We start from the raw sequence: 25811 nt of genomic DNA, 5'->3' as shown, positions 1-25811 counted from the left end.
TTCAAATAAAGGCCCCCAAGTTAAACGAAATTCTGTTGCTCACCGCTGAATCGCATGTCCTTTTTGGTGACCAAGACATTTTTTTTTGCATAGCCTCTCTTTTGTCATGCTGACCCTTACAGGTCTACTAAAAGTAGCTCAGGAAGAGCATTTAATATGGACAATGATAAGATACAACGACCCATCATAAACGAGCCAAGAGGTTTTATAAAAAAAATTGCCCTAATTGTATACGAATCCGTGTATCTGGAATAGAAAAACCATAAAATTATGAATAGACACTCAATAAATTAAAGGGAAGCCCATGAATATTAAAGAGTCATTAAATATGATCCTGAATCTAAAGAATGCTTCATCTGAGAAATCTGAGCTTAAAGTCTATAATAAATTCATTGGGCTATTGTCTGCCTTAGAAAATCGAAATTTGACCACTACTCAAATTCAGTCTATAGAAGAGAAACTGAATGGATTGGCATTTTATACTGAAACCGGGGATCGAAAAAAATTCTTCAGAAAAGAGCTTGCCGAATTTGAAAAATTTTTGAGGATAGAACATTCCTTGATACCAGAAGGTTATTTCATGGGTTATGGAATGATTTGGGGGCTTTTTGCTGGCACCTTATTTCAGTTTCACTTTGGCGTTTACGCGGTGATCGGGGGCGTGATCACGGGAATGGTTATTGGGGCAGTCATGGACTCCATGGCTCAAAAACAAGGCAGAGTAATCAAAATCGACGTTTCTTCCAAGACGGACCCGTAGTGGCTTCGCCCAGACAGTTCGGAATTGTAAGGGCCCCCTCCCCGCCCATATACCTTCTACGTTTCTCTCTTAGTCTGGTGTTGATGTTACCAGGTGTCGAAATGACCTTCGGTAAGTGCCGGGAGCCTTGCCCGTAACCTTTCGGAACACGCGATTAAAATTGGTAACATTCTCAAAGCCTGAAGCAAAAGCCACTTCCGCCAGGGTCTCAAGCTTTCCAGATAGAATAAGTTTACAAGCTTCATTAACTCTGATTTCGTTAAGAAATGCCACAAAGGTTTTACCGGTATGTTTCTTAAAATAACGACAGAAGGCCTGCGGTGAAAGATTGGCTTCATTGGCGATCTCTGCGAGAGAAATATGCTTTTGATGATGGCTCACGAGATATTGAAAAATTCGATCCATTCTATTACCTTCAACTTCACTAAGCAGTTGTTCTCCCACATTGGTAGAAAGGGGTTTCAAATGGGGAATTTCGGTAAAAGACTGTAAAAGCTCAATAAAGGAGGAGATCAGAAGACTGCCTCTAGCTTTTGCCAGAGTTAAAACCAATCCGCTCATATGATTGGCATGAGTCTCTGGCACCTGACACCCATTCTGGTGAGCCACTATAAATCTGGCCAGGTGTTGTAATTCAGGCAACAGAAGTAAGGACTCCTGAAGATATTTCAAATTAAAGAAAATGGAGACAGATTTAGTTCTTAACTCAGATTCGGGTGCGAAATAAATGGGGTCACTCTTAAAAATATGGGCCTGATTGGCACCAATTAAATAAATATCCCCCGACTGAAACCGCTGCATATAATTTCCTACAATAAGAATACCACTGCCCTCCACAACATATTCCAGCTGAACCTCCTGGTGACGATGCAAATGCGGGTAGTAATGATTCAATGTTCTCTCCTGGACCACTAAACACTGGTCCTGAACGACTGGTATCGTAAAGGGGATCACTTTCATAGGCTCCAGATTTACTTAGAAACCCCAAAGTTAAGGACAGCATGAATTCAATGAGAATAAAAGATCTATTTTCCGCATAATTAGTCCTGTTCCCAGAATGAGCCGGGAACAGGACTGGCAGAAACCATACAAAATTAATTAAGCATGATCTTTATTGGCTCGCTAAACAACATTTCTGCTACTCCGGAAGTTTTGACCGCCAGCCGGGCAAATACATAATCGCGGCCTTGGAAACTGGTCGGTACATTGACAGACAGCTGAAGCGGCTTGGTCAGATCGGCGACCTCCGAGGCTGGAATAGACGCCGCAGCAATATTATTATTAGGATCTACGATCACGGTAGTACCTATATATAGGCTGATTCGTTCTAAGGATTTAGAATTGTCTAACTTCTCCACGGTAAAACTAGAAGACACCTTTTTATTCGCTTGTGAGAAATTTACATTTGCAAATCTGTGATAAGGCTTCACTGGGACCTCTAGCTCCAGTCGGCCCCTTAAAGCAACATGGATCGTATCGGTATTATCCACCCATGGGCCATTGCCTTTCAGTCTTACCAACTGATAGTCCCCATCGAACAGGCTAGCGGAGAAGGTGCCATCCTGGTTCACATAAATGGGGATTTTGGTAAATAACTGATAACCATGTTGCCAAAGCTCCAGCTGAACACCATTGGAGCGTAGTCCTATAGCCTGATCCTGATAGACAACCCTTCCGGTGAGCTTTGCACTGGGGGCAGGTTTGTTGTCCTTCTCGCATGCCCCGAAAACAAAGATCAGGGCTAGGGCGATGAATAAATTTCTAAGCAATTGGTTCATTTTCATAGTCTTTTTAAATTAATGATAGGGATTCCGGACCACCTTAGGATTGTTATCGATGATACTCTGCGCTATAGAAGAATAGTAATTGCCCATCTGAAAGAAACGCGGGGCCCTAAAACGCGGAGCCCTGAGTTTATCGAAGACATATTTCCCATGGGTAGGATGGCCTGGCCGAACCACACGATAGGGATAAAGCGCATTGATGACTGCATCTGGATTTGACGCATCTCCATTCCAGATCTCATGAGCTTTTCTCCAACGCATCAGATCCCAGACCCTATGGTCTTCAAAGGCCAGTTCCACCCGGCGTTCATTCTGCAAGCGACCCAGAGTAAGTGACTTCAGGCTATTGGCTCCGAAGCCGGCACGCTCCCGAACGGCATTGACATACTCTAAAGCCTCAGAGGTTTTGCCTAGTTCCAAGGCCGCCTCACTGGCATTCAGGTATATTTCTCCCAAACGGAAACGCACCCACCACATATCACTGCGTATCCCACGGGTACTCGACATGGCCGTCTGATCCACATACTTGCGCAGATAGAACCCCGAGTTGGTGACCTCCGTCTGGGAGCGCTGAGGCCCTGATGCCCCTGTTAACAAACCACCGTCGTCGTAAGTGGAGCCTAGCACATTGGATTCCACATTCTTGAAGCTTTTGGAGGTTTCATCCCATACTTTCACCCCAGCCTGAATCTCCACTGGAGTAGCCCTGAAGGAGGTGCCCGGATAAATAACAGTCCCGTAGAGCCTGGCATCCTTATTCTCAAAGGGCCCGGACAGACTGCTATAATAAATATAGTCCGAGTTATCGGCCGTTCGGGTTTTTAAGATTCCGGGACTGCCATCCAGGAACTCGTAATCTTCCACGAGGTTAAGGGAAGGGGTTATTGAGGAAGAAGAGAGGTTATCCTCCCGGACGTTTCGGGCGATATTGTCATAGGTAAAACCATGTCTTTTATCCTTGCTGACCAGGAAATCCTGAGCCAAAATAACCTCTGGGTTTGCCGTTTTCTTGGTGATGGCTTCATAGAAGTTTTCGCCCAGATTAGGATTGGTTTTATAAAGTCTATACTTCCCACTGTTCAAAAGTTGTTGAGAAGCTAACAGGGATTTCTCGTAATAGTCCTGAGCACGAGCCGCTGGAATTCCCACCTCCCTACCTGGAGTCATAATGGGTTCGGCCAATAGATTATTGTATTTCGCTATGGAAGCTGCATACAACATCGCTCTGCTTTTTAAGGCCAGGGCAACATATTTATTGGCGCGGGTGTTACTGTCTTCATTCCCCAGTTTATCCTGAATGTCGTCTAGTTCAGAGGCAATAAAATCGTAAACTTCCTCCTCCCTGTTGCGAGGCTGCTGGAGATTGGTTGGGTCACCTTTAAAATCATAAATCAGCTGTTTGGTTACCAAGGGAACACCCCCCATTCTTTTTACCATTTCAAAATATACGAAGGCCCTGAGAAACCTTAGCTCCGAAGAAAATTGGGATACCTGAACAGCAGAAAGGGACGTACCAAAGGTTGCAATATTCTCTATTGCCAGGTTGATATCCCGAATCAACCCATACTCCCACAGGCTCCAGCGATTGAAGGGGTAGCTCACTATATTGTTGCGACCATCATCGTTATTAGACCACATGGCCTCGTCATAAGCAGCAAATTCCGCCCACCCGGACGTTAGGGAGGTATGTGCCGGGAGGCGATCATAATAATTGGCCAGCAGCCCTTTGATCAGCTTGGGGTCGTTCCAAACTTGTTCTTCCAGAATAATATTCTGTGGCTTTCTATCTAACCAGTCCTCAGCACATCCTGACATCAGGAAAATGACTAAGAACATAAATAGTGATTTTGATATTTTTTGCATGGTGAAAGTTTAATTAGAAAGAAATATTGAACCCTAGATTGAATAGGCGTTGCTGGGGATAAACCAGACCATTACCAGCAGAAATTTCGGGGTCTATACCAAATTTCTTTACGTTGTCGATCGAAAACAGATTGCTGGCGCTGAAATATACTCGAAGTCCACCGCTGCCTATTTTCTTCAGCATTTCGGAATCGAAGTTATAGCCCAGTTCCACATTCCTTAAACGTATATAGCGTACATTGGTCATCCAGAAATCACTTTTCCTGAAATTAACATGACTTGAATTATCTTTTCTAATGGCAGGGTAAGTACCTGGTATCCACTTACTGGCAGGATCGAAAGGATCTTCCCTATGCCAGCGATCCTCCAGCATATATCCTGGAGAAGTACCATTATTCTGATAAGGGATTTTCAATTCCCAATTTCTTTGAAAAGTTTGAAGGGATGCACCTGCAAAGTCCATAAACAGACTAAAACCTTTGTAGGAAAAACTACTGTTGAAGGCGAAGCTCAGATAAGGATTGGCTCCTTCAGCGAAACCAATAGGGCGCTCATCTAGATTATTAATTATACCATCTTCATTCACATCCTTGTAAATAAAGTCTCCTGGCAGCTGTGTTCGGTTACCCTGGCCATCATTATTGATTGGGTGAGTTTCTATTTCTTCCTGGCTTTGGAATTGACCTACTACCTGATATCCCCAATTAATATTTCCCCACCGATCGACATAAGAATCGCGGTATTCCTGATAGGAATTTCCAAATCGGGGTTTATAAAAATCCAGGTCTTTACGGCGTGACATGGTAGCATTGGCACTTAAGGTGTAGTCGACCTGCCCTACCGAGCTCCTATAAGTAATCAGTCCTTCCAATCCTCGGTGGGTATCACTGTTTAAGTTTTCATTAGGCAAAGAATATCCTACTTCAGAGGGCAAGAGGACGTCATACCGCGCGGCGGGTAATCCCTCTCTTTTTCTTTCAAAAATATCGAATTGCCCTGTTAGCTTGCCTTCCAGCAAACCGAAATCGACTCCAATATTACTCGATATATTGGTCAGCCACGAAAGGTTCGTTATGGGTAGTCCCCGAGGCCTTAGTCCAATATTATACTCTCCGTCAAATATGGCGCTTCCCTGAAGATAGTTATAGCCCGTTAGGTAGCTAAAGGGACTCACCAGAAATGCGTCATTCCCTAGCCTGTCGCTGCCGGTGCGCCCATAAGAGGCTCTGAGCTTCAGATTGCTTAGCACCTTGCCCAGTTTTTGCTTAAAGAAATCCTCTTCCGAAATCCTCCATCCGGCAGAGACACCAGGAAAGAACCCAAAGCGCTTGCCAGGAGCATACAAAAATGAGCCGTCATATCGCCCTACAACCTCCAGCAAATATTTTTGTTGGAAATTATAATTGATTCTACCAATGTATCCAGCTCTTGCTTCGGTACTCCATTCGTCGATCAGTAAATCTTGATTCGCAAAGGACATTAAGGGAATATAGTTGTTGGGAGGTACGGTATGCACCACCATCCTTGAGAACTCAGTATCTGACTGCTCATAGGCGGCTACAGCGGATATTTCGTGATTCCCTAACTGCTTGTTATAGCTAAGCTGAAACTGAGCAAAACGATCAACCGTATTATGTTTTCTTCTTTCTCTCCAGGGATTCTGATTACCCCCTCCCGGCACTACCGAATAGCTGTCGGTAACCTCATCGTAGGTGTAGGCATCGTAGGTATATTCAAACCCATCGAAATCAAAGTTATTGTAACTATAAGAATAAGTCCCTTTCGCTTTGAGCCCAAAATCAAAGGCATATTCGGCATAAAAATTCCCTTTTACTACCCGGTTTATTTCGTCGATATAACCTGTAATGTCTTTCTTGTAAGTAGCAGGATTAACATTTACATTATGCGTCTGATTAATATATTTCGGATTATCATTGGCATAGGGCCTTTCGGTGGGCCACATGGTAAAAATACTCAGGAAGGGGTTAAAATAGTCATCCAGCCCTGGAACACCTACCTGAAACCGGTCCTCGATGCGTGCGCTGATTTGGGTTCCTACCCGAAGTCGCTTAGTGACATTGGCATCGATATTGGCCTGGACATTGGTACGATTGAAGTTATAATCGCGAATGAGTGCATCCTGATTTAAGTGGCCCACCGACAAAAAATAATTCACTTTTTCTGTACCACCAGAAACATTTGCATTAAGGCTATATTGGGGCACATTTGGCCTCATTACCATTTTATAATAGTCAAAACTCTGGTAGCCTTTATCGGTACCCTCCTTCCATTTAGCCAATTGTTCGGGAGTTATCGACGGGGTGCGCCCCTGATTCACATCGGACTCCACAAGGCCCCTCATATGTTGATAGGCATTGGCAGGTTTAGGGTAACGGGTAAAATTTTGTAGTCCGTAATAGCCAGAAATATTGATTTTTGCCGGGCCATCACCCGCTTTCCCTTTTTTGGTAGTAACCAATACCACCCCGTTGGCGGCCCGAAGTCCGTAGATAGCCGCGGAAGCATCTTTCAGTATAGAAACACTTTCTATATCGTTTTGGCCCAGATTATTAAAATTCGCTGCATCTGAAGGTACGCCATCGATCACATAAAGCGGGGTGCCCAAATTCCGAATCTGGATGCTGGTAGCCGCCCCCGGACGGGCATCGGCTTTCCTGGCCGTAATTCCCTGTATTCTTCCTACTAGTGCATCTGAAGTACCAATAGAAGGGGTTCTTATCAGATCCTTGGCCTGAACATTTCCAACAGCGCCTGTAACGGTCGCTGTGGACTGGGTTCCGTAACCGACCACCACAACCTCCGAAAGATCTTCGCTAGAAGGCTTCAAGGAGATCTCAAAGTTCGTTCGGTTTCCTATACTGACTTCCTGTGAAGCATAACCTATAAAGGAAAAAATAAGGGTCTGAGCCTGGTCCCCTACCTGCAAGGAAAACCTTCCATCCGCTTGGGTACTGGTTCCAGTACTTGTCCCTTTTACCACCACACTCACCCCGGGTAGTGGGGAATTATGCTCATCAGTAATGCGACCCGACACCGTTTTATCAACGCTTTCGATTTCCTGCGCAATAGGCCATGTTTTGTGCCGTTTCTCCGACCGTCCATCCATGGGCATCATCAAACCCAGAAAAATCAGGGCACAAGAGGACTTGCCAAGTCCCAATTTAGGAATTTGTTGTATACGAAACATTATTTTTAAAATTAGGTGAGAAGTAAATTATTTGGAGCTATTTAGGCACCGCTATCCTATTTATTATTTCTTTATTTATATTAAAAAAAGCATATAATTCTCCCTATAATCAAACCATATAATCGGCCTGAGTCCTGGCATGCTGGTGGTTGTTGCTTATCTGAAAACCTGGAGTTCAGGCTTGCAGATAAGCAACGATATATTTTATACGTAATCGTTTCTTAACGAGATTGCCATTTCAGTTTATTACTCTTTCACCACACGCATCACACCTGTCATAAGGCGCCAATGCCCCGGAAATGTGCATACAAACGGATAGTCTCCGGGCTGGTCTGGCACAACAAATCGTAAGCGATAGGTTTGTCCCGGATTCACCAAGGGAGAAGCTGCTATAATTTGAGGAATATTTGGAACGTAATTTTTCTCAGCACCTTTGGCATCCGTGATCATCTTATCTGCAGCGGTGCCTATAACCTCCATGGTGTTGGGTTTACCAAAAACGATATTATGCTGCATGGCATCGGGGTTTTCAAAGACGATCTCGACCGTCTTACCCGCTACGGCCTTAAAGTCTGTTACATCGTATTTCATCTCCTCTCGTATGGCTTTGATTTTCACAATCTGGATATCAGGATCTTCCTCTGCCATTTCTTTGATACCGAAAGATTCTAAGAAGGTGGTATACTTGCCGGCAAGGTCGGCCGTAACCAGGTCTTTAGATTCGGACAACCATTTTTGATCTTCCCGACTCACCTTTTCGGTACGCTTTGGATTCCAGCTATTTAGGATTCCTCTTAAAACGGCATTTCTTGCAGCGGGATCAAGGTTTCCTGCTTTTTTCAGAACGGCAAGAATTTCTGCTCCGGTAGCATAAGAGGCATACCCCCTCAAACTCCTTTCCAATGCGAAGTCTGCTAGCTGATCCAGCATTTTAACCTCAAAGGTCTTGCTTAGACTATTGTTTTTAAAGTCTTCCTTTTCCGGTACGACATTATCCAAATCGATATTGGCGGAGACCGTAATAGGCCCTGCCTCATCGGATGCAAAACCAAAAGTGCTTCTCCAGGGCCCGTTATTTCCTTCTGTTAACAATATTTTTTCACCCGGAGCCAATCCCTGATCTAATTTTTTACTGATATAATTCGTATTAATTGATCGACTCCTTACGTTCACATTCACTACCGGAACAACTCCTTTTTTAACCGCTACACTGCCTTGGTTAGCAATCTCAACCACTACCCGCGCATACTCTCTGATAAAAGGTTCAGAAGGTTCTATTCTGATATCGGTAATAGCCAATTCGGCCGTTCCTTGAGCCGTAATTGCTTCGTTTGTAGCTTTGCCATGGTTCATCTTACTATGGTCCACGCTCAGTTCTTTAGCCAGTGACATGGCTAACCCTGGCTTCCCTTTCCTTTCAGAGAGGTACTGATCTCTTAAAGCACCATCATGGGCATTCAAAATAGCAGCAAATGCATCGGGCATCCACCGATCTTGAGCATCAGGATAGGTTTCCATAAGTTTCAAAACAGCCTTCCCAATTTCATTTGTAAGAGGGATATCTATAAAAGCCAACAGGGTATTTAACACCACGGAAGGTGATTGATCTTGCAACATGTTTAGCGCAAGCAGAGTCCGCCCCGAATCGAGAGTCTTAGGAAGCACCTTGAGGGCTGTTTTGCGCACATCGGCACTAGGATGTCTCAAGGCTTCTTTTACTACAGACAAAACGGAAGGATCGGAGATGGCCTGAAGCCCTTCCAAAGTCCATAAGGCATGAATGGCAGCCGTATTTAAACCGAGCTCATCTACCTTTTTGTTTTGGATCAGAGCAATGAGAGCGGGAACGACATCTCTATTACCTCGCTCTACCAGCATTCGCTGGGCATGACGTCTCCATAGCATATTGGTATTTTCAAGTGTTTTCACCAACTCCGCAGGTCTTGATTTACTCAAGGATAAGGGCGCGTAGGGAGGAGCATTTTTATAGGCTATTCTATACAAACGTCCGTGGGTATAATCACGCAAATCTGTTTCATACGCATTACCCTCCCCATTCTCCATACCCGGAGGAGTAGGATTGTGCTGGATAATAAAGCTATACCAGTCTGCGACCCATACGGCTCCATCGGGACCTACCTCGGCGAATACGGGAGACACCCATTCATCTGCCCCCGCTAGTAAATTAAAACCTAGTTTATCTTCAAAATCCGTACCCTTTTTTACCATAATATTCCGGTGAAGCAAATGCCCGGTTGGTTCAGATACAAAAGCTACCCGGTTCCAATATTCTTTAGGATAGGCGCGGGCGGTATAGAAATTATGCCCAGCTGCAGCTGTAAATCCACCGAAAACATCTACCTGACGCACCTTTTCGGTAATTGGCTGTATGTCTTTATGGGTATCGGTACTACGACTGCCGTTGTCCACCGTACTTTTCCCGAAATAACGATTCGGTATGGCACTGAACCAGCCATGGGCATTATTAGCTGTAGATCCAAACAAGTCTCCCGACTCATTGAAACCAAGGCCCCAGGTGTTGTTTGAGGTTTTGGCAACAATTTCCATATCACTACCATCTGGCTTAAAACGGAACAGAGCTTGTCCAAAATCCAGAGAATCGCTCTTTCCAACCTTTCCTTTAAAACCTGAATATCCTACTGAGCCATATACCCAGTTATCAAATCCATAATGCAGGTTAGAGGGTCCAGCATGTGTATCTCTGGTTCCAAAGCCGGAGAACAGAATGCGTTTAACATCGGCTTTATCGTCACCATCGGTATCCTGTAAGAAAAGCATATGCGGGGCTTGGGAGACGATAAGCCCTCCATTGGCAAATACCAGGCCTGTAGGAACACTTAATCCATCGGCAAAACGTGTAAACTTATCGGCCTTGCCATCTTTATCAGTGTCCTCACAGATTAAGATATAATCGCTTCCTCCCGTATCTTTTCTTTCGTTGGGATAATCTTTGGTAATAAGCACAAACAGTCTTCCTTTTTCATCCCAGGTCATGGCGATTGGGTGCATGACGTCGGGCTCGTGAGCAAAGACCTCTAAGGTGAAGTCCACAGGAACCTGAATATGTTTAACAGACTCCTCCGGTGATAAAGGCAATTGCTGAAGCTGAGGGCCAGGACGTTGCTCATAATTAGGAAGATTGGCGGGGCGATAGGCAAAAGGTTGTAGATTCAGGTTTTCATGTGCCTTTCTTGCTTCCTCGCCGACCGACCATAAAATCCCCTTTTCCAGTAAGGCCTGAAACCCAGGATTCGACCAGGTACGCTCATCATGGCCATAAGCCGTATAAAAAACACGCCCCTTCCCATGCGTACGTACCCAGGTATAAGGCTCATTTTCTAAGCCAGGCTTATCCTTTATTTGATCCTGAGTCACAATACGTTCCGTCAAAACAATATTATCAGGCTGAAGTTTAGTGTGCAAATAGGTTTCATCAACCGTTTTGAATGGGAGAACACCTGCAATAGCCTGGTGTTCTTTCTGCTTCCAAACTGGCTGAATGGTATCCCAGGTATGCCTCCAGAACTGTCCGCCTATCAGTTTAACAATCGCCTCATTATTTCGGAAGCAATAGGATGCGCAATGGACTGGAATAAAGCCCTTACCACTGGCTACAAAACTCAATAGGGCATCAGCCTGATTCTGACCGATTTCGTCCCAATTGGCATATAGCATAAGGGCGTCGTACTTCTCCAAGGTTTCGGAATTTAAGTCTTCCAGACGCTCGGTATAAGTAAAGTTAATTCCTTTAGGGCCTAGGGCAGCCATTAGTTGGGGTAATCGCTCAGCAGGTTTATGATGGTGCAGCGTATCACCCAGAAACAGTATTTCCAGACGCCTGGCCTGAGCCTTCCCTTTGGTAGCGTTAAGTGACTGCTGCCCCGATTGGTGCGCACAACCCAACAAAATGAAGCCCAGGAAAATATAAATTAAAGTGTTTTTCATCCTATGGCTGAAAAAAGTGAATATTGGTTTAAATGGTTGCATAAGGCATTAAATTCATTTTCACACTGCATTAAAATCAGGAATCTGTACGATCGCCCCCCCTTTGAGGGCAGAGGTATGCGCAAGAATGCCCACACTTGTCCAGTTGGCCGACTGTACTGCATTGGGAAATGGGGCTCTATTTTGAATTAAAGCGGAAATAAACTCATGAGCCAAATGAGGATGGGAGCCTCCATGACCTCCACCCTGTTCATAGGAAAGATGCTTTTCCTCATCCAGATTGTAAACCCCTCTCCCGGTAAACTCCCGGATTTCCTCAGGCAAATAATGGGCATAATCGGGTGTCTTTACTCTTTCCGGAATTTGTTGTTCAGGCTTTTTGGCCGTGTGAATGACGGGATCCTCTCCTTCCATCAATGGCCATTCGAAAGATCTTTTACTACCATAAACTTCAAAGCTCTCCCGATACTGCCGGGCCGTGTCGAATAAGGACCGGTATACATTTGCCGACAAATCGCTATTCTTAAATTTGATATGTGCCGACTCAACAGCAAAAGGAGATTGGTGTATACTGGCCAACTCTTCGCTGATACTTCCCGACCCAAAACAAGAAACATATTCAGCCTCCAACTTTAGGAGCCCGGCCACCGGGCCCACGCAATGGGTAGCATAATGCATTGGCGGAAGTCCTGGCCAATAATCAGGCCATCCTTCCATATCCTGCTGATGACTGGCTTTCAAAAATTGAATCTTACCTAGTTCTCCTTTTTCATATAATTCCTTTACAAACAAAAATTCCCGAGCATACACGACAGTCTCCATCATCATATATTGTTTACCGGTTTCACGTACTGCCTTTACAATCTCCAGGCAGTCTGCCACTGATGTGGCCATGGGAACCGTACAGGCCACATGCTTCCCAGCACGTAAGGCTTTCAAGGTCTGCTCTGCATGATTCGGGATAGGAGAGTTAATATGTACAGCATCCACATTGGGGTCTTGTAGCAATTCATCATAATTATTATAACGCACCTCAATTCCATACTGATCACCTATAGCATCCAATTTCGATTGGGTTCTCTGACAAATGGCATACAGGTTAGCATGTGGATGCTTCTGATAGATAGGTATAAATTCGGCACCGAAGCCAAGTCCAACCAGGGCAATATTAATCTTTTGTGACATAAAGAGCTGCAATTGTAATTTATTAATAAGGCTTTATCAGTTCTACAACGCTTCATAGCGCTGAAATACAATCCTGATTTTACGATACAATTTTAACAGCTAAAAATACCATATCCAAAATTGGTATTGATGAGTTCTGATCATATTTTGATCCATATTGTATAACAGATCAATTTTATGGGCAAAATACAATAACAAAAGATATGATTTGACTTCGCTACGACTATAAATCAACTTACCGGCATTAATTCTATATCCAAAAAAATATATTCTATATAGGAATTTAAAATATTTTACATATTTTAATGCAAACATTTTAGTAAAAATACATTTTTCCATATATTCCATTAGCCATATACGGCTAATGAAGGCTTAATTTAATATAAAAGTAACTGCATACACTATGACAAACAGACTTTTACTTTCGTTTATAACTGTATTTCTGATAAGCCATGCTGTGGAGGCACAGAATGCCGTGGATCATTCCGTCGCAGCATTCAGCAAACAGTATGGAGCGAGTGCAACCATACACCCAGCAACAAACTCCGTAAGCTTTATCCGGTTTGCGGACGCTTACGACATAGGGGGCAAGGGAGCAACGGTCAGTTCCATTGCCCGCGATTTCATGTCTATGCATGGGCAGATTTTTGGTGCTCGCCCACTGGTTGATGAATTTACGGTAACCAGTCAGGTGAAAGACAGTCACGGACAGGCACACCTCACCCTGCAACAAAGCTATCAGAGTGTCCCGGTCTACGATGGGATACTCAAGTATCATTATAATGATCAAGGGAAACTCGTGGCTATTAACGGGAATTTCATTAAAGATATCAAGGTAAAAACGAAACCAAGCATATCTTCTGAGAAAGCGGCAGCCCTGGCGGTGAGGCATCTGCTGACCGGTCAGTTACGAACACCCGATCATCCCACTCAGGTAAAAAGCAATAAACTGTATATTTTCCAAAAAGGGCTGGCTCAGGGTTATAACGGACCCAAGCATCTGGTATACGAAATCGAGCTCGCCAATGACTGGGACGTTCGCGAATTTCTGTACATTGATGCACATGAGGGCTCATTAGTAGAACAATTTAGCGGAATGCATGGAATAGAACGTAAACTGTATGAGGGAAACACCAGCAGTGGGAACCTCAAATACAGTGAAGGTAACGTATTTCCAGGCTCGCTTAGCAAATGGCAGCAGTCTCAGGTGGAGACTGCTGGCCATGTTTTTAATTTGTTCAAAAACAGCTTTGGTTTTGAATCTTTTGACAACCGAAATACTGTAATGATATCAGTGGATAAGAGTTCCAGTATCAAATGTCCCAACGCTACTTGGAATGGGAGTCATGTCAACTTTTGCGAGGGAACTGCAGCCGACGACGCAGTAGCGCACGAATGGGGACACGCCTATACCCAGTATACAAGTGGACTGATCTATTCTTGGCAGTCTGGGGCTATTAATGAGTCGTTCTCGGATATATGGGGAGAAACGATCGACCAGATTAACGGGTATTTCGACGAAAATGAATCCAACGCTGCAAGGACAGCCTGCGGAAGTTCCAGCAAATGGATGATTGGAGAGCAAATGACGGCCTTCGGATCAGGAGGAGCTATCAGAGACATGTGGAACCCCAACTGTAAGTCGGCGCCAGGAAAGGTTTCGGATACACAATACTATTGTGGTTCGGGCGACAACGGCGGAGTACATATCAATTCGGGGGTGCCCAATCATGCCTATGCCCTATTGGTAGATGGTGGTACATTTAATGGCCAAACTATACGGGGCATAGGTCTCACCAAGGCTGCACATGTGTTTTGGAGGGCTCAATCAGAATATATGACGGCTACTACAGACTTCTTAGCCCTTGCCGATATACTGGAATCGGCTATGACCGACCTCATTGGCATGAATCTGGAAGGCCTTTCCACCAGGTCTACACCAGCCGGTGCCAGCAACGAAATAATCAGTAAAGAGGATGTCTACGAATTAAAAAAGGTAATAGAAGCAGTGGAATTGCGTAGGGCGACAAACTGTAATAATTTTTCTGCCTTATTAAAACCAGTAACTGAAGATTGTAGTGGAGCCCAGGCAGAAGAGGCCTTCTTTTTTGAGTCTTTCGAGGCAGGAATGGGAGGCTGGACAGTCAGCAATGAAAGCACCAGTAGTACCTGGAGCAATAGCAATTGGCAACTCAATAGCAATCCACCCGGGAGGCATTCAGGAACCACCATGTACGGGACCAACAGGCTGGGTGGAAATTGCAGCAGTATGATGCAAAACGGCGTCATGCGACTTACCAGCCCTTCTATTACCATTCCCTCCAATGCTTTCGGACCCTTTATGCTGGCCTTCGATCATTATGTGGCCATTGAGACAGGTTATGATGGCGGTAATTTGATGTACAAAATAGACCAGGGACCCTGGATCATGGTGCCCGATACGGCTTTCACGGATAATCCATATAATCGTACCCTATTATCTACTCTTTATGGAAATAATAATCCCAAACAAGGTCAGGCAGCCTTTTCGGGTACCGATGAGGGTACCCTTTCTGGCAGCTGGGGACAAAGCCGGGTCAATCTCACCCGCTTAGGTATAAATGCAGGAGCTACCGTACAGTTAAGATGGGAGATGGGGTCAGACGGCTGCAATGGTTATGATGGTTGGTATATTGATAACGTGAGCATCTATTCCTGTGCTATGCCTACGGTACAATTTATAGAGCAACGATCCGTTGTCAATGAAGCCGTGGAGCCAGCCATAGGAGGGATTTCGGGCGCAGATGACTGCTTACCGTATACAGATAGAAAGATCGCCTTAAGAATCAACAAGGCGCCGAGCAGCCCTGTCACGGTCACCTTTAATCCCTTGATAATTAATACACAAACGGTAGAAGCGCAGGATTATAGTATAACCCCGAATACATTTGAATTCTCTTCGGAGAGATTGGTACAAGACGTTTTTATACGGGTGTATGATAATGCATATATCGAAGGCGATCGCACGCTTGAGCTAAGTTATGTTCTTTCCAATACGGCGGGTGGAGATGCACTACCTGCTACTAACAATCAGAAATACCTGCTCACAATTCTGGAAGACGACCGGGCTCCCGGTGAAACGGAAGTCACCTTACTCCAGAGCGATTTCGAAGGAGAGGATCTGTCGGACTGGAATATATCAACCCATAATAATCAAGATAATTTATGGCGGGTACTTCCTTTCCCGGAAGTATGGCTTGACAATGAGGGGAAAAAATTTATGTATATTTCTAGTGATAAAACTGGAAACGCTGATACCCATAGCAGTGTGGAGTCCCGCCTCTTCAATGGACACAAACTTACCAATATACAACTCTCGTTTCTGGAATATTTCAAAAGCTATTCGGGCGCTAGCGATTTCGATGAACAGGCCTATGTGGAACTATGGGATGGTCAAAACTGGCAAATCCTGTTAACACATAATGAACAAACGGGTGATGCCGGATCTTGGGATCAACCCTACCAACGCAACATTCCGATTCCGAGCAAACTGGCACATGACAAAATGAAAATTCGGTTTAGATACCATGGAAATTATGATTATTGGTGGGCTATCGACAATATAAAAATTACGGGTGATCATCTCCCTGCCATACAGGAGGAAGTATCCTTCCAGGCCGACCAGCAATACCTGGGGCCAAATAAAACCGTCTATTTCCATGATCCTAATACGGGAAATCTTTTAGCAAAAATCCAAAACCTTACGGATCACGACTATGGCTGTACATCGGTTGAAGTGGATCGGTCAGGTGCCAATGAAACGAGTTGGTTTGATCATAACAAAATCACCAAGAAAACGCTTCACGTAATACCTGCGAACCCTAATCCAAATGGCCGTTACGAAATAACCTTGTATTATACCCAGGCTGAACTTTCAACCTTCAATGGGAATCAGATTACGGGCATGGGAAAAACGGAAGGCGGTATAAGCCAGGCGAATGCTGGCAATAGTCTGTGGAAAGAAACCCAGGCTAATCCTGGGGTGAATGGGGGCTGGGCTTATACGAGTATCTTCGATTCAGGCTTATCTGGTTTTGGACTCACAAATGCCACTCCAAGTGGCCCTCTTCCCGTCACCCTAATCAAATTTGCAGGACAGCATAGGGAAGAGGGGAATTTACTAGAATGGTCTACCTCAGAAGAACTAAATCATGCTTATTTCGAGCTCGAAAGATCAAATAATGGCCAGCAATTTAAATCCATAGCGATCATTGCCCCCCAAGCCGACCGCCCTGATGAACTCCGCAGGTATGCCTATTGGGACACCAGACCCTTGCCTGGCCAGAGCTATTACCGACTCAGAATGGTTGATAAGGACGGAAGCCATGCCTTCAGCCGCATCGTGGCTGTGGAAGCGAAATCCTATTTCTCCGCAACTTTTTATCCCAACCCTTTGCAACAATACCTCACGGTAGAGCTTCCAGACCAAATGGACGGCGCCAGGCTTGAAATATTTGATAGCCAGGGGCAGCGTATTTTTGAAAAGAATAATCTCTCCTCCAGCCAGAAACAGACATGGGATTTATCTACTACACTACGGCCTGGACTGCACATTTTGCAGATTACTAGCGGTAACTCCGTTCAGAATTTTAAGTTTATAAAAAACTAAATTATACGGGTAATTTAGAAGTCGGGCTATTTCTTCAATATATAACTATTGGAGGATAGCTCGACTTTGTACTATACGATAGCCTTCAATTTGATCATATGAAAATAAGGGTTTTCAGTGAGTGAGCCCGAAGCACTTCTCCTTGGAAGTCGACTTTTATCTCGTTTATGCACAGGCTATAATATTAGGCACAACCTATATAATGAATCAACTAAGGTTGACCCATTATGGCCAGTTGGCGTATAAGCAAAACTGATGGATTTCTATAATTATCATAAGAAAAACTATCAGATAAATTAAATATACTACCGGTATACATCGAGACAAAATCTATCATTTCTTATAATCATTTATTATCTTGTGTAGAATAAAAAGGGGCACCCCATCTCCATTTAACTAACACACAATGAAAAAAACACTACTATCGCTGATTGTAATTCTATTTTATGCCTCCAATATATGGGCCCAAAAGGGAATTAACGATGCCGTAAAAGCCTTTTCAGGCCAAACAGGCGCCACTGTAACCATTGATAAGGCGACTAATTCAGTAAGCTTTATTAAATTCTCCAACAATAGTACCCTAACATTCCAAACGGAGAATCCACAAAACACAGCCCTAGCCTTTGTCGCACAGAACAAGGCCCTTCTGGGGCTTAGCGATGGTCAGAGCAACTACATTGCTGATAAGTCGAGAAAGGACCATCTGGGACGCGAACATATAACGCTCCAGCAAACTTATAAAGGGGTTCCTGTCTTTGACGGGAAGCTGCATTTCCATTATGATGATAGGAGCAGGCTACGAGCTATTAATGGAAACAACATCTTGATAAACAGGCTAAATGTAGTACCTTCAATACCCAAAAATACTGCAGAAGAGATTGCCGTAAGGTTGGTAAACAGCCAAAAGGCAGGGTTATTTTCCATGGATTTGAAGGTCGAAAAATCGACCTTATTAATATTTCAAAAAGGTCTCGCCCAGGGCTATAATGGAACCAAACACCTGGTTTATGAAGTGGAAGTCACCAATTACGCCGACGTTCGAGAGTTTCTTTATATTGATGCCCATGACCAGACCTTGGTCGAGCAGTTTACCGGAATGCATTCTATCGACCGAAAATTATATATTACCAATCAAAATTCTGGTAATCTCAGATGGCAGGAAGCTAACGGAATTCCGAGTCCAGAATACAATGCCCTGAATATTTGGGAAAAGTCGGAGGTAGATGCTGCTGGACATATGTATAATCTGATCAAAAATGCCTTTGGCTATGCCTCATATGACGGAGCTGATGCGACTATGATCACCATTCATAACAATCCTTCCATCAATTGCCCCAATGCAAACTGGAACGGAGTAACAGCCAATTATTGCGATGAAACCGCTGCCGACGATGTTGTGGCTCATGAATGGGGGCATGCTTATACCGAATATACCAGCGGATTAATATATGCCTGGCAGGCGGGAGCCATTAATGAGGCATTCTCAGACATTTGGGGAGAAACAGTGGACCAGCTGAATGGCTACTTCGACACCAGTGAAAGCGCTGCCCTTCGAACTGGTTGTGGGAGTTCGGCTCGCTGGCAAATGGGCGAAAAAGCCTCTGCATTTGGAGGAGCCATCAGAGACATGTGGGATCCTAATTGTAAGGGGCATCCAGGCAAAATGACCGACCCCTTCTATCACTGCTTTACAAGTGACGGTGGAGGGGTTCATTATAACTCCGGGGTACTCAATCATGCCTATGCCCTTCTGGTAGATGGAGGCGTCTATAATGGTCAAACAATTAATGGCATTGGTCTGACAAAGGCCGCACATATATTTTGGAGAGCGCAGTCGGTGTATATGACAAGAACTACCGACTACGCTGCCCTAGCGGACATTCTAGAATCTGCAGCTTCGGATCTTATTGGAAGTTCCTTTTCTGCCCTCAATACCACCACCGCACCCAATGGCCCCCAGGACCTTAACTTTGCTCAGGAAGACTTTCTCCAACTCCAGAAGGTTGTTTTGGCGGTAGAATTGCGTACAGATGCGGGTTGCGGATTTAACCCTATTCTAAAGCCGGTAGCAGCCTTATGCGAGGGATCCAAACCTGAATTCGCTTTATTCAGCGAAAATTTCGAAAACGGATTGGGTGGATTTACTACATCTTCATTCAGCACTTCAACGGGCTGGATGCCTAGAAATTGGTCTCAGCTAAGTGCACCAGGAGGTAGGACCGGAATGGTGGCCTACGGCCCCAATCAGCAAGGAACAGCCTATGAAGCCTCCAATCAGCAAGGAGTGATCAGTCTGACAAGCCCAGCAATCAATATACCCAGTACCGTTACCGGCAATTTAAGCCTGGTATTCGATCACTTTATCGCGACTGAAAGCGACTGGGATGGAGGAAATATTAAGTATCGCATCAATGGCGGCCTTTGGACGCTGCTTCCACCCACGGCCTTTATAGCCAACCCTTACAATCTCTCCCTGCTTGGGACCAGTGCCGGGAACAACAACCCTCTGGCAGGTCAGCCAGCCTTCTCAGGAACCGACGCAGGAACTGTGACAGGCTCCTGGGGACAGAGTCAGGTAGATCTTTCCGCAATTGGCCTCACCCCGGGCGACCAGCTGCAACTGCGCTGGGATATGGGCACCGATTATACCTATGGTGTAGATGGCTGGTATATCGACGATGTGCGCGTTTATAGCTGCAACGTTACCCCAGCAGTACATTTTGCTACTAATATGACCCTGATTAGTGAAGGAGAAGCACAGACGCCCGATGGTTGTTTGAAGTATGTGGATAAAACCATACTGATACAAATCGATCAAGCCCCAACTCAGCCTGTAATCGTCACCTTGAATACTCCGCTGGGTACGGCTTCTGCAGGCACTACAAAAGACTACAGCTTGAGCACCCCCAGCGTAACACTTCAAGCGGGCGAACTCTCCAAAGAAATAACGGTACGCATTTATAATGATTCCTATGTAGAAGGAGATGAAACGATTGAACTTAGCTATACCATCAACGCCCAAGGCGGAGATGCCTACGCGGCCGATTATAATCAGCAACATATCATCACCATCATCGACGATGATCTTACGCCCGGGACTTATACCCAAACGCTATACGCTAGCAACTGGAACAGAGGAAATGACAATTGGGAAATAGAAAATGGAGGAAATACCCTGGATACCTGGGGGCGGGTAGCGTACGGCAATGCCGCCCTGGACCCTGCCGGCAGACCATTTTTCTTTATCAATAGTGGTGGAACTCAGAATACCACCGTCCTGATGGACGAAAAACTAGTTTCTCCTTCTATCAATACAGTGGGAAAAACCAATATGGTATTAAGTTTTGCTCAAGATTGGTACCCTACTTCGGGAGCCGGTTCCATAGAAAAAGGTACGGTGGAAATCTGGGATGGTAATACCTGGCAAATCCTGTTAACCCAGAACCAGGCAACCGGTCGACGGGGCAATATTTTAAATGAAACGCCTAACGTCCAGAATCTCCCGATCCACGATAGCTATGCGAATATGAATATGAAAATTCGTTTCCGTTATCAGTCTGGCTACCATAGATGGTGGGCAATCGATAATGTTAAGATTACCAGCAGTAATACTTCCAGCATTTTAACCAATACCAATATAAATCAAGGGGATAACCAATATCTTGGACCTAACGAAACGGCCGTATTCTATGATCCGGCCACGGGCAAACTTATGGCCAAAATTAAAAACATGACGAGTCATGATTATGGTTGTACAACTGTAGAGATTGACCGTTCGGGAATTGACGAAACCAACTGGTTTGACTCCTATTCCATTACCAACAAAACCTTTAAGGTGACCCCTACCAACAATAAAGCTGATGGAGAATATGAAATCACTTTATATTATAAGTCCAGTGAACTTCCTAATTTCAATGGATCCGCTATTACCTCCATGGGCAAGAGCGCTGGTAGTATCCTTACAGGCAACTCTGCCAACAGCTCCTGGGCCGAACTTCAAACAGAAGGTGCTTTCGACTCTGACTTAGCATATACGGCAGTGTTCGATTCTGGATTCTCTGGATTTGGGCTATCAACAGCCCCTCCGGTCGGCCCCCTACCTGTCACCTTGGTTCGCTTCGAAGGGGAGTCCTCAAAAGAAGGAAATATGCTTCTCTGGGAGACAGCTCAAGAAATTAACCATGATCATTTCATCGTAGAACGATCAACAGATGCCCGGCGGTTCGAAGCGATCGGCCGTATCAATCAATATGCTCCGTCTGATGGGCTTGGTAGGTATCAATATCTGGACAGAAATCCTGCGGATGGGACTAATTATTACCGACTCAAACAAGTCGATTTAGATGGTAGCTTTGCTTATAGCAAAATGGTTGTCCTGCATGCCGATGCACTAACCACGATTGCTTACCCCAACCCGGCTAGCAGTCGTATGTATATTGGGGTCGAAGGGATGAACATATCGGGAGCCACCATAGAAATCGTTAATAGTGCAGGCCAGCTTGTCCAGAATCAAACACCCAAATGGACAGAGTCAGGAAAGATTGAAGTAGATGTCGAACAGCTCGTCCCGGGCATCTATCAATTAATACTGAAAGGTGGGTTTGGCAAGTATTATTATAAAATTATCAAGGAATAAGATTATCTGACAAATAAGGAAGAGCGACGCCCCCTGCGGTAAATCGCTCTTCCTTGCCTTATTCAGAATCACTATTGATATAGCTTCTGCTCTATTTCCTGGAGCCAGACAAGCAGATTTTGAGCCTCTGGGTCTAATCGATGTTTTTCCCAATCACCTGCCTCGGCCAATAGAATAGGTGTATAATTCCCTTTTTCCGTATCAAATTTATACGCATAATATAGGACGGTTCCACGATCGGCACCTCCCGAAACACGCTTACTGAAACTGGGAGCTCCCAATAAAGCAATCGCCTGAACCTGTCTTTCGAATAAGGAAGAGTCCACTTTTTCATCTACCAATGTCGCAATTTCGAGATTTTCTTTCACCTGCTCAGCCGTTAGACCTACCCCTACATTGGCTTTATTCCACTGTGCTGGAAGATCGTACTGCAATACCTGTCCTCTATTATTAATCAGAAATCCCTTAAACTGATTCCCCCAAGCGTTATTGCTATAGTTCACCTCAAAGTATAACTCCTGCTTCGGCGTCACCTTCTCAATGGAATCGTCGGCACAAGCCATACACAGCAGTAACATGGCAAAAAAGCCTTTTATAAAAGATGATTTTATCATGACCTTTTCCGTTAATCTATTTCAATTTAACAAAAAAAGAGCGTAAATAATGATTAACTTGCCTTTTTAAATTATCTTAAAAACAATAATTGTCATGATCAAAAGGAGGGAATTCATCAAAGCCGGGGCCATGGCAGGTCTGGGTTTGGCGGCTACAGGAAATAGCTTTGCCGCAATGGGCAGTCCAAAATTTCCTGTTGTCAGAACCCCTTTGGCTAAAAGGAACTTCAACAGTAAAGCAGTAGAAGCTACAATACTTCGAATGAAAGGGAAGATAAAAGACCCGGAACTGGCTTGGATGTTTGAAAATTGCTTTCCGAATACCATTGATACAACCGTACAGCATACAGAGCAAAACGGTAAACCAGATACCTTTGTGATAACGGGAGATATAGATGCTATGTGGCTCCGTGATAGTACCGCACAAGTATGGCCCTATCTCCCCCTGCTCAAGCAGGATGCCCCACTGAAGCGCATGGTTGCCGGACTTATCAATCGGCAAACCAAGTGCATCAATATAGACCCTTATGCCAATGCATTTTATGACAGGCCTAAAGAAAGTGAATGGTCTAAGGATGTTACCAAAATGCAACCAATGCTGCATGAGCGCAAATGGGAAATCGACTCCTTAGCTTATGCCGTACGCCTGGCTTACCATTACTGGAAGATTACGGGAGACACGACACCCTTCGATGCAGAATGGGAAAAGGCGGTTGGGCTGATTTTGAAAACTTGCAAAGAGCAACAACGCAAAGACGACCGTGGGCCCTACAAATTTGGGCGAGTAACAGCCTGGTCAACGGATACAGTTCCCGGAAATGGATATGGCAACCCCATCAAACCAAATGGACTTATAGCCAGCATTTTCCGACCATCAGACGATGCCACTATTTATCCGTTCCTAATACCTTCCAATTTATTCGCCGTCATCTCTTTCCGTCAACTGGCCGAAATGTTAACCGCAATGGGCCGGAACTCAACCCTAGCTACCGAACTCTTGGCTCTGGCATCCGAAGTTGAGAAAGCAGTCCAGGAACATGGTGTCTACAAACATCCAGAATTTGGAGATATTTATGCCTTCGAGGTAGACGGATTTGGCAATTACTTGTTAATGGATGACGCCGGTATACCTGGCCTGATCAGCATGCCTTATCTGGATTCGGTTTCTCTTGACGATCCTATCTATATAAATACAAGGAAATTCGCCCTCAGCGATTCAAACCCCTATTATTTCAAAGGGAAAGCAGCCGAAGGGCTCGGAAGTCCACATACACTGATAGACCAGATATGGCCGATGGGTATCATTGCCAGGGCAATTACCTCTGTAGATGAAAAGGAAATTATAGAACAAATAAGACTGCTAAAAAATACCCATAACAACACCGGATTCATGCACGAATCCTTTGATAAGGATGACCCTGCCAATTTTACCAGAAAATGGTTTGCCTGGGTCAATACCTTATTTGGTGAATTGATGCTTAAATTAGAAGAAGAGAGGCCATCACTTTTGCAAAAAATTTATTAGAAATATCGGCTCTGCCTGGACAAGATCCGGGGCAGAGCCGTTCCACATTTTTTTAATATCTAGGTATCAACCTCATTAACGCCGTAAACCTTCCTTAATAAAGGCAAGACCTTCCCGCATAAGCTTTTCTTCCGACTCATACATTTTACGCCAGATATTTGCAGCAGGCAGTTTAGTACCAAAGGCCTCTATTCCTATCCATCCATCATATCCTATTTCTTTAATGGCCTGAAAGGCCCCTTCCCAGTCGACATTTCCTTTTCCTGGAGTGGATCGGTCGCTTTCAGACAGCTGTATATAGGTAAGTTGATCTTTCAGAAGATGAAAGGCTTCTCCTACACGCTTTTCCTCAATATTTGCGTGGAATGTATCAAACATGATTTTGCAATTGGGGTGATTTACTTCTTTAACGAAGCGCTGAAGCTCTTCGGCGCTGGAGGTAAGATATAATTCAAACCTGTTCAGATATTCTAAACCCAAAGTAATATCCAGGGATTCGGCATAATCGGATAATTCTCGGATACCGTCTATACCTCTTTCCCACTCATCCTGAGTGGCTGGCTTACCCGTAAAAACTCCCAAAGCAGCATGAAACGGCCCCATTAATCTTGAGGCTCCAAGTACCAGGGCACAGTCGATACAACTTTTTAAAAATTCCAGACCGGACTTCCTAATGCCTGCATCGGGGCTGATCAGATTATGCTGGGCTCCACAAAAAGTATCGGCAGCACAAGCTAAGCCCAGTGCATCAAGTTTTTCGCGAAATTTAAACCAATGTTCGGGATTGTTATTAAAGATAGGTACTTCCACTCCATCAAAACCAATATCCTTAATTAATTCCAGTGTGGGAAATATACTTTCATCGATTTCTGTCCCCCATAGGAGAAGATTCATACTGTATTTCATCCTGTATTTATATTTCAAAATACAATTCTACATAGATGAAAGGAATTTATTGCAGTCCGATTTGATAAATGTTGGATTAATTTTGATGGCCGCTTTCGGCCAATCATTCAGGAAATGTCGCCCTACTTACAGATTAAGCACTCTGGTAAATACCAGTTTATTGCTGTTATGGTAATATAAGGTAAGTTCATTGGCTTTAAGCTCATAATGGTCGATAGCGGGTAGAGCGTTCACAAATACTTCGCCCCAAGGCGTGTCGCTACGCTGAGTGCCACCTCCTGCTATCTGGATCGTATTTTGCTGACCTGTTTCATAATATCCGGTAATGTAGTTAGCCGGCGTCATTGCTTCCAATTCCCCCTTCTCACGAAAAATCATTCCAGCTACCTTTTCAGGATTCTCAGAATTTTTTACCGAAATATTCTTGTCACTCTCAACAATCGATACCAGTTTCCAACTACCGGTTAGTTCTGGAGTTTTCTGCAACGCCGATTCCTGACGACATGAATAACACATCAGGACAAAAAAGATCAATACCCATTCCATTTTTAAATTTTTCATATCATTTGAGTATAGCGTTGTGAAATAACTCCTACCATAAACTAGTTCGTTCCGAGGATTAGATTAGATTAAATTCATGCCAGGTCGTTTTTCTAAACGTTGGGGAACCAGCATTCGTACTTTATTTACCCTTCCTACTATTTTTTTTACCAAAA

At 44.4% G+C, this 25811-nt stretch carries 13 protein-coding genes; 4 read left to right on the top strand and 9 right to left on the bottom strand.

All coding sequences use genetic code 11. From position 1 onward, the window contains the following. The first annotated feature begins 304 nt into the window (after positions 1-304). Complete coding sequence (locus X939_RS0115685) at positions 305-760, top strand: hypothetical protein (RefSeq protein WP_025764239.1); 456 nt, start codon at positions 305-307, stop codon at positions 758-760. Between the two features lie 69 nt (positions 761-829). On the opposite strand, the gene X939_RS0115680 is transcribed toward X939_RS0115685, so the two are convergent. From X939_RS0115680 to X939_RS0115655, 6 genes are all read right to left on the bottom strand, one after another. Further along, positions 830-1720, bottom strand: a complete 891-nt coding sequence (locus tag X939_RS0115680) for an AraC family transcriptional regulator (protein WP_025764238.1) — start codon at positions 1718-1720, stop codon at positions 830-832. A 134-nt stretch (positions 1721-1854) separates the two neighbouring features. Next, entirely contained in the window at positions 1855-2544 is a 690-nt protein-coding gene (locus X939_RS0115675) for a DUF3823 domain-containing protein (RefSeq protein WP_025764237.1), read from the bottom strand. Positions 2545-2556: 12 nt separating this feature from the next. Next, entirely contained in the window at positions 2557-4407 is a 1851-nt protein-coding gene (locus tag X939_RS0115670; RefSeq protein WP_025764236.1) for a RagB/SusD family nutrient uptake outer membrane protein, read from the bottom strand. A gap of 13 nt (positions 4408-4420) precedes the next feature. Continuing rightward, positions 4421-7615 carry a SusC/RagA family TonB-linked outer membrane protein gene (locus X939_RS0115665; RefSeq protein WP_025764235.1) on the bottom strand — a complete coding sequence of 1065 codons (3195 nt, stop codon included), beginning with the start codon at positions 7613-7615 and terminating at the stop codon, positions 4421-4423. 246 nt (positions 7616-7861) lie between these two features. Further along, positions 7862-11581, bottom strand: coding sequence for a PVC-type heme-binding CxxCH protein (locus X939_RS0115660; RefSeq protein WP_025764234.1), 3720 nt, complete (start codon positions 11579-11581; stop codon positions 7862-7864). A gap of 60 nt (positions 11582-11641) precedes the next feature. Next, the gene (locus tag X939_RS0115655) at positions 11642-12766 is read right to left on the bottom strand and encodes a Gfo/Idh/MocA family protein (RefSeq protein ID WP_025764233.1); all 1125 of its coding nucleotides are present in this window, start codon (positions 12764-12766) and stop codon (positions 11642-11644) included. A 403-nt stretch (positions 12767-13169) separates the two neighbouring features. On the opposite strand from X939_RS0115655, the gene X939_RS23155 reads away from it, so the two are divergent. Together X939_RS23155 and X939_RS23150 are read left to right on the top strand one after the other, a co-directional pair. Beyond that, a complete protein-coding gene (locus X939_RS23155; RefSeq protein WP_025764231.1) occupies positions 13170-17414 on the top strand; it encodes a M4 family metallopeptidase in 4245 nt (1414 codons plus the stop codon). Between the two features lie 406 nt (positions 17415-17820). After that, positions 17821-22050, top strand: coding sequence for a M4 family metallopeptidase (locus X939_RS23150; RefSeq protein ID WP_025764230.1), 4230 nt, complete (start codon positions 17821-17823; stop codon positions 22048-22050). A 71-nt stretch (positions 22051-22121) separates the two neighbouring features. On the opposite strand, the gene X939_RS0115635 is transcribed toward X939_RS23150, so the two are convergent. Further along, complete coding sequence (locus X939_RS0115635; protein ID WP_025764229.1) at positions 22122-22664, bottom strand: hypothetical protein; 543 nt, start codon at positions 22662-22664, stop codon at positions 22122-22124. Positions 22665-22758: 94 nt separating this feature from the next. Here X939_RS0115635 and X939_RS0115630 point away from each other — a divergent pair, with 94 nt between their 5' ends. Then, entirely contained in the window at positions 22759-24189 is a 1431-nt protein-coding gene (locus X939_RS0115630; RefSeq protein ID WP_044199732.1) for a glycoside hydrolase family 125 protein, read from the top strand. A gap of 75 nt (positions 24190-24264) precedes the next feature. On the opposite strand, the gene X939_RS0115625 is transcribed toward X939_RS0115630, so the two are convergent. Beyond that, positions 24265-25083 carry a sugar phosphate isomerase/epimerase family protein gene (locus X939_RS0115625; protein WP_229236073.1) on the bottom strand — a complete coding sequence of 273 codons (819 nt, stop codon included), beginning with the start codon at positions 25081-25083 and terminating at the stop codon, positions 24265-24267. Positions 25084-25221: 138 nt separating this feature from the next. Continuing rightward, positions 25222-25656, bottom strand: a complete 435-nt coding sequence (locus X939_RS0115620) for an META domain-containing protein (protein WP_025764226.1) — start codon at positions 25654-25656, stop codon at positions 25222-25224. Between the last annotated feature and the right edge of the window lie 155 nt (positions 25657-25811).

The organism is Dyadobacter tibetensis Y620-1, from assembly GCF_000566685.1.
GTDB lineage: Bacteria > Bacteroidota > Bacteroidia > Cytophagales > Spirosomataceae > Dyadobacter > Dyadobacter tibetensis.
Note: the sequence above shows the minus strand (reverse complement) of the source record. Positions and strands in the feature narration are given on the sequence as shown.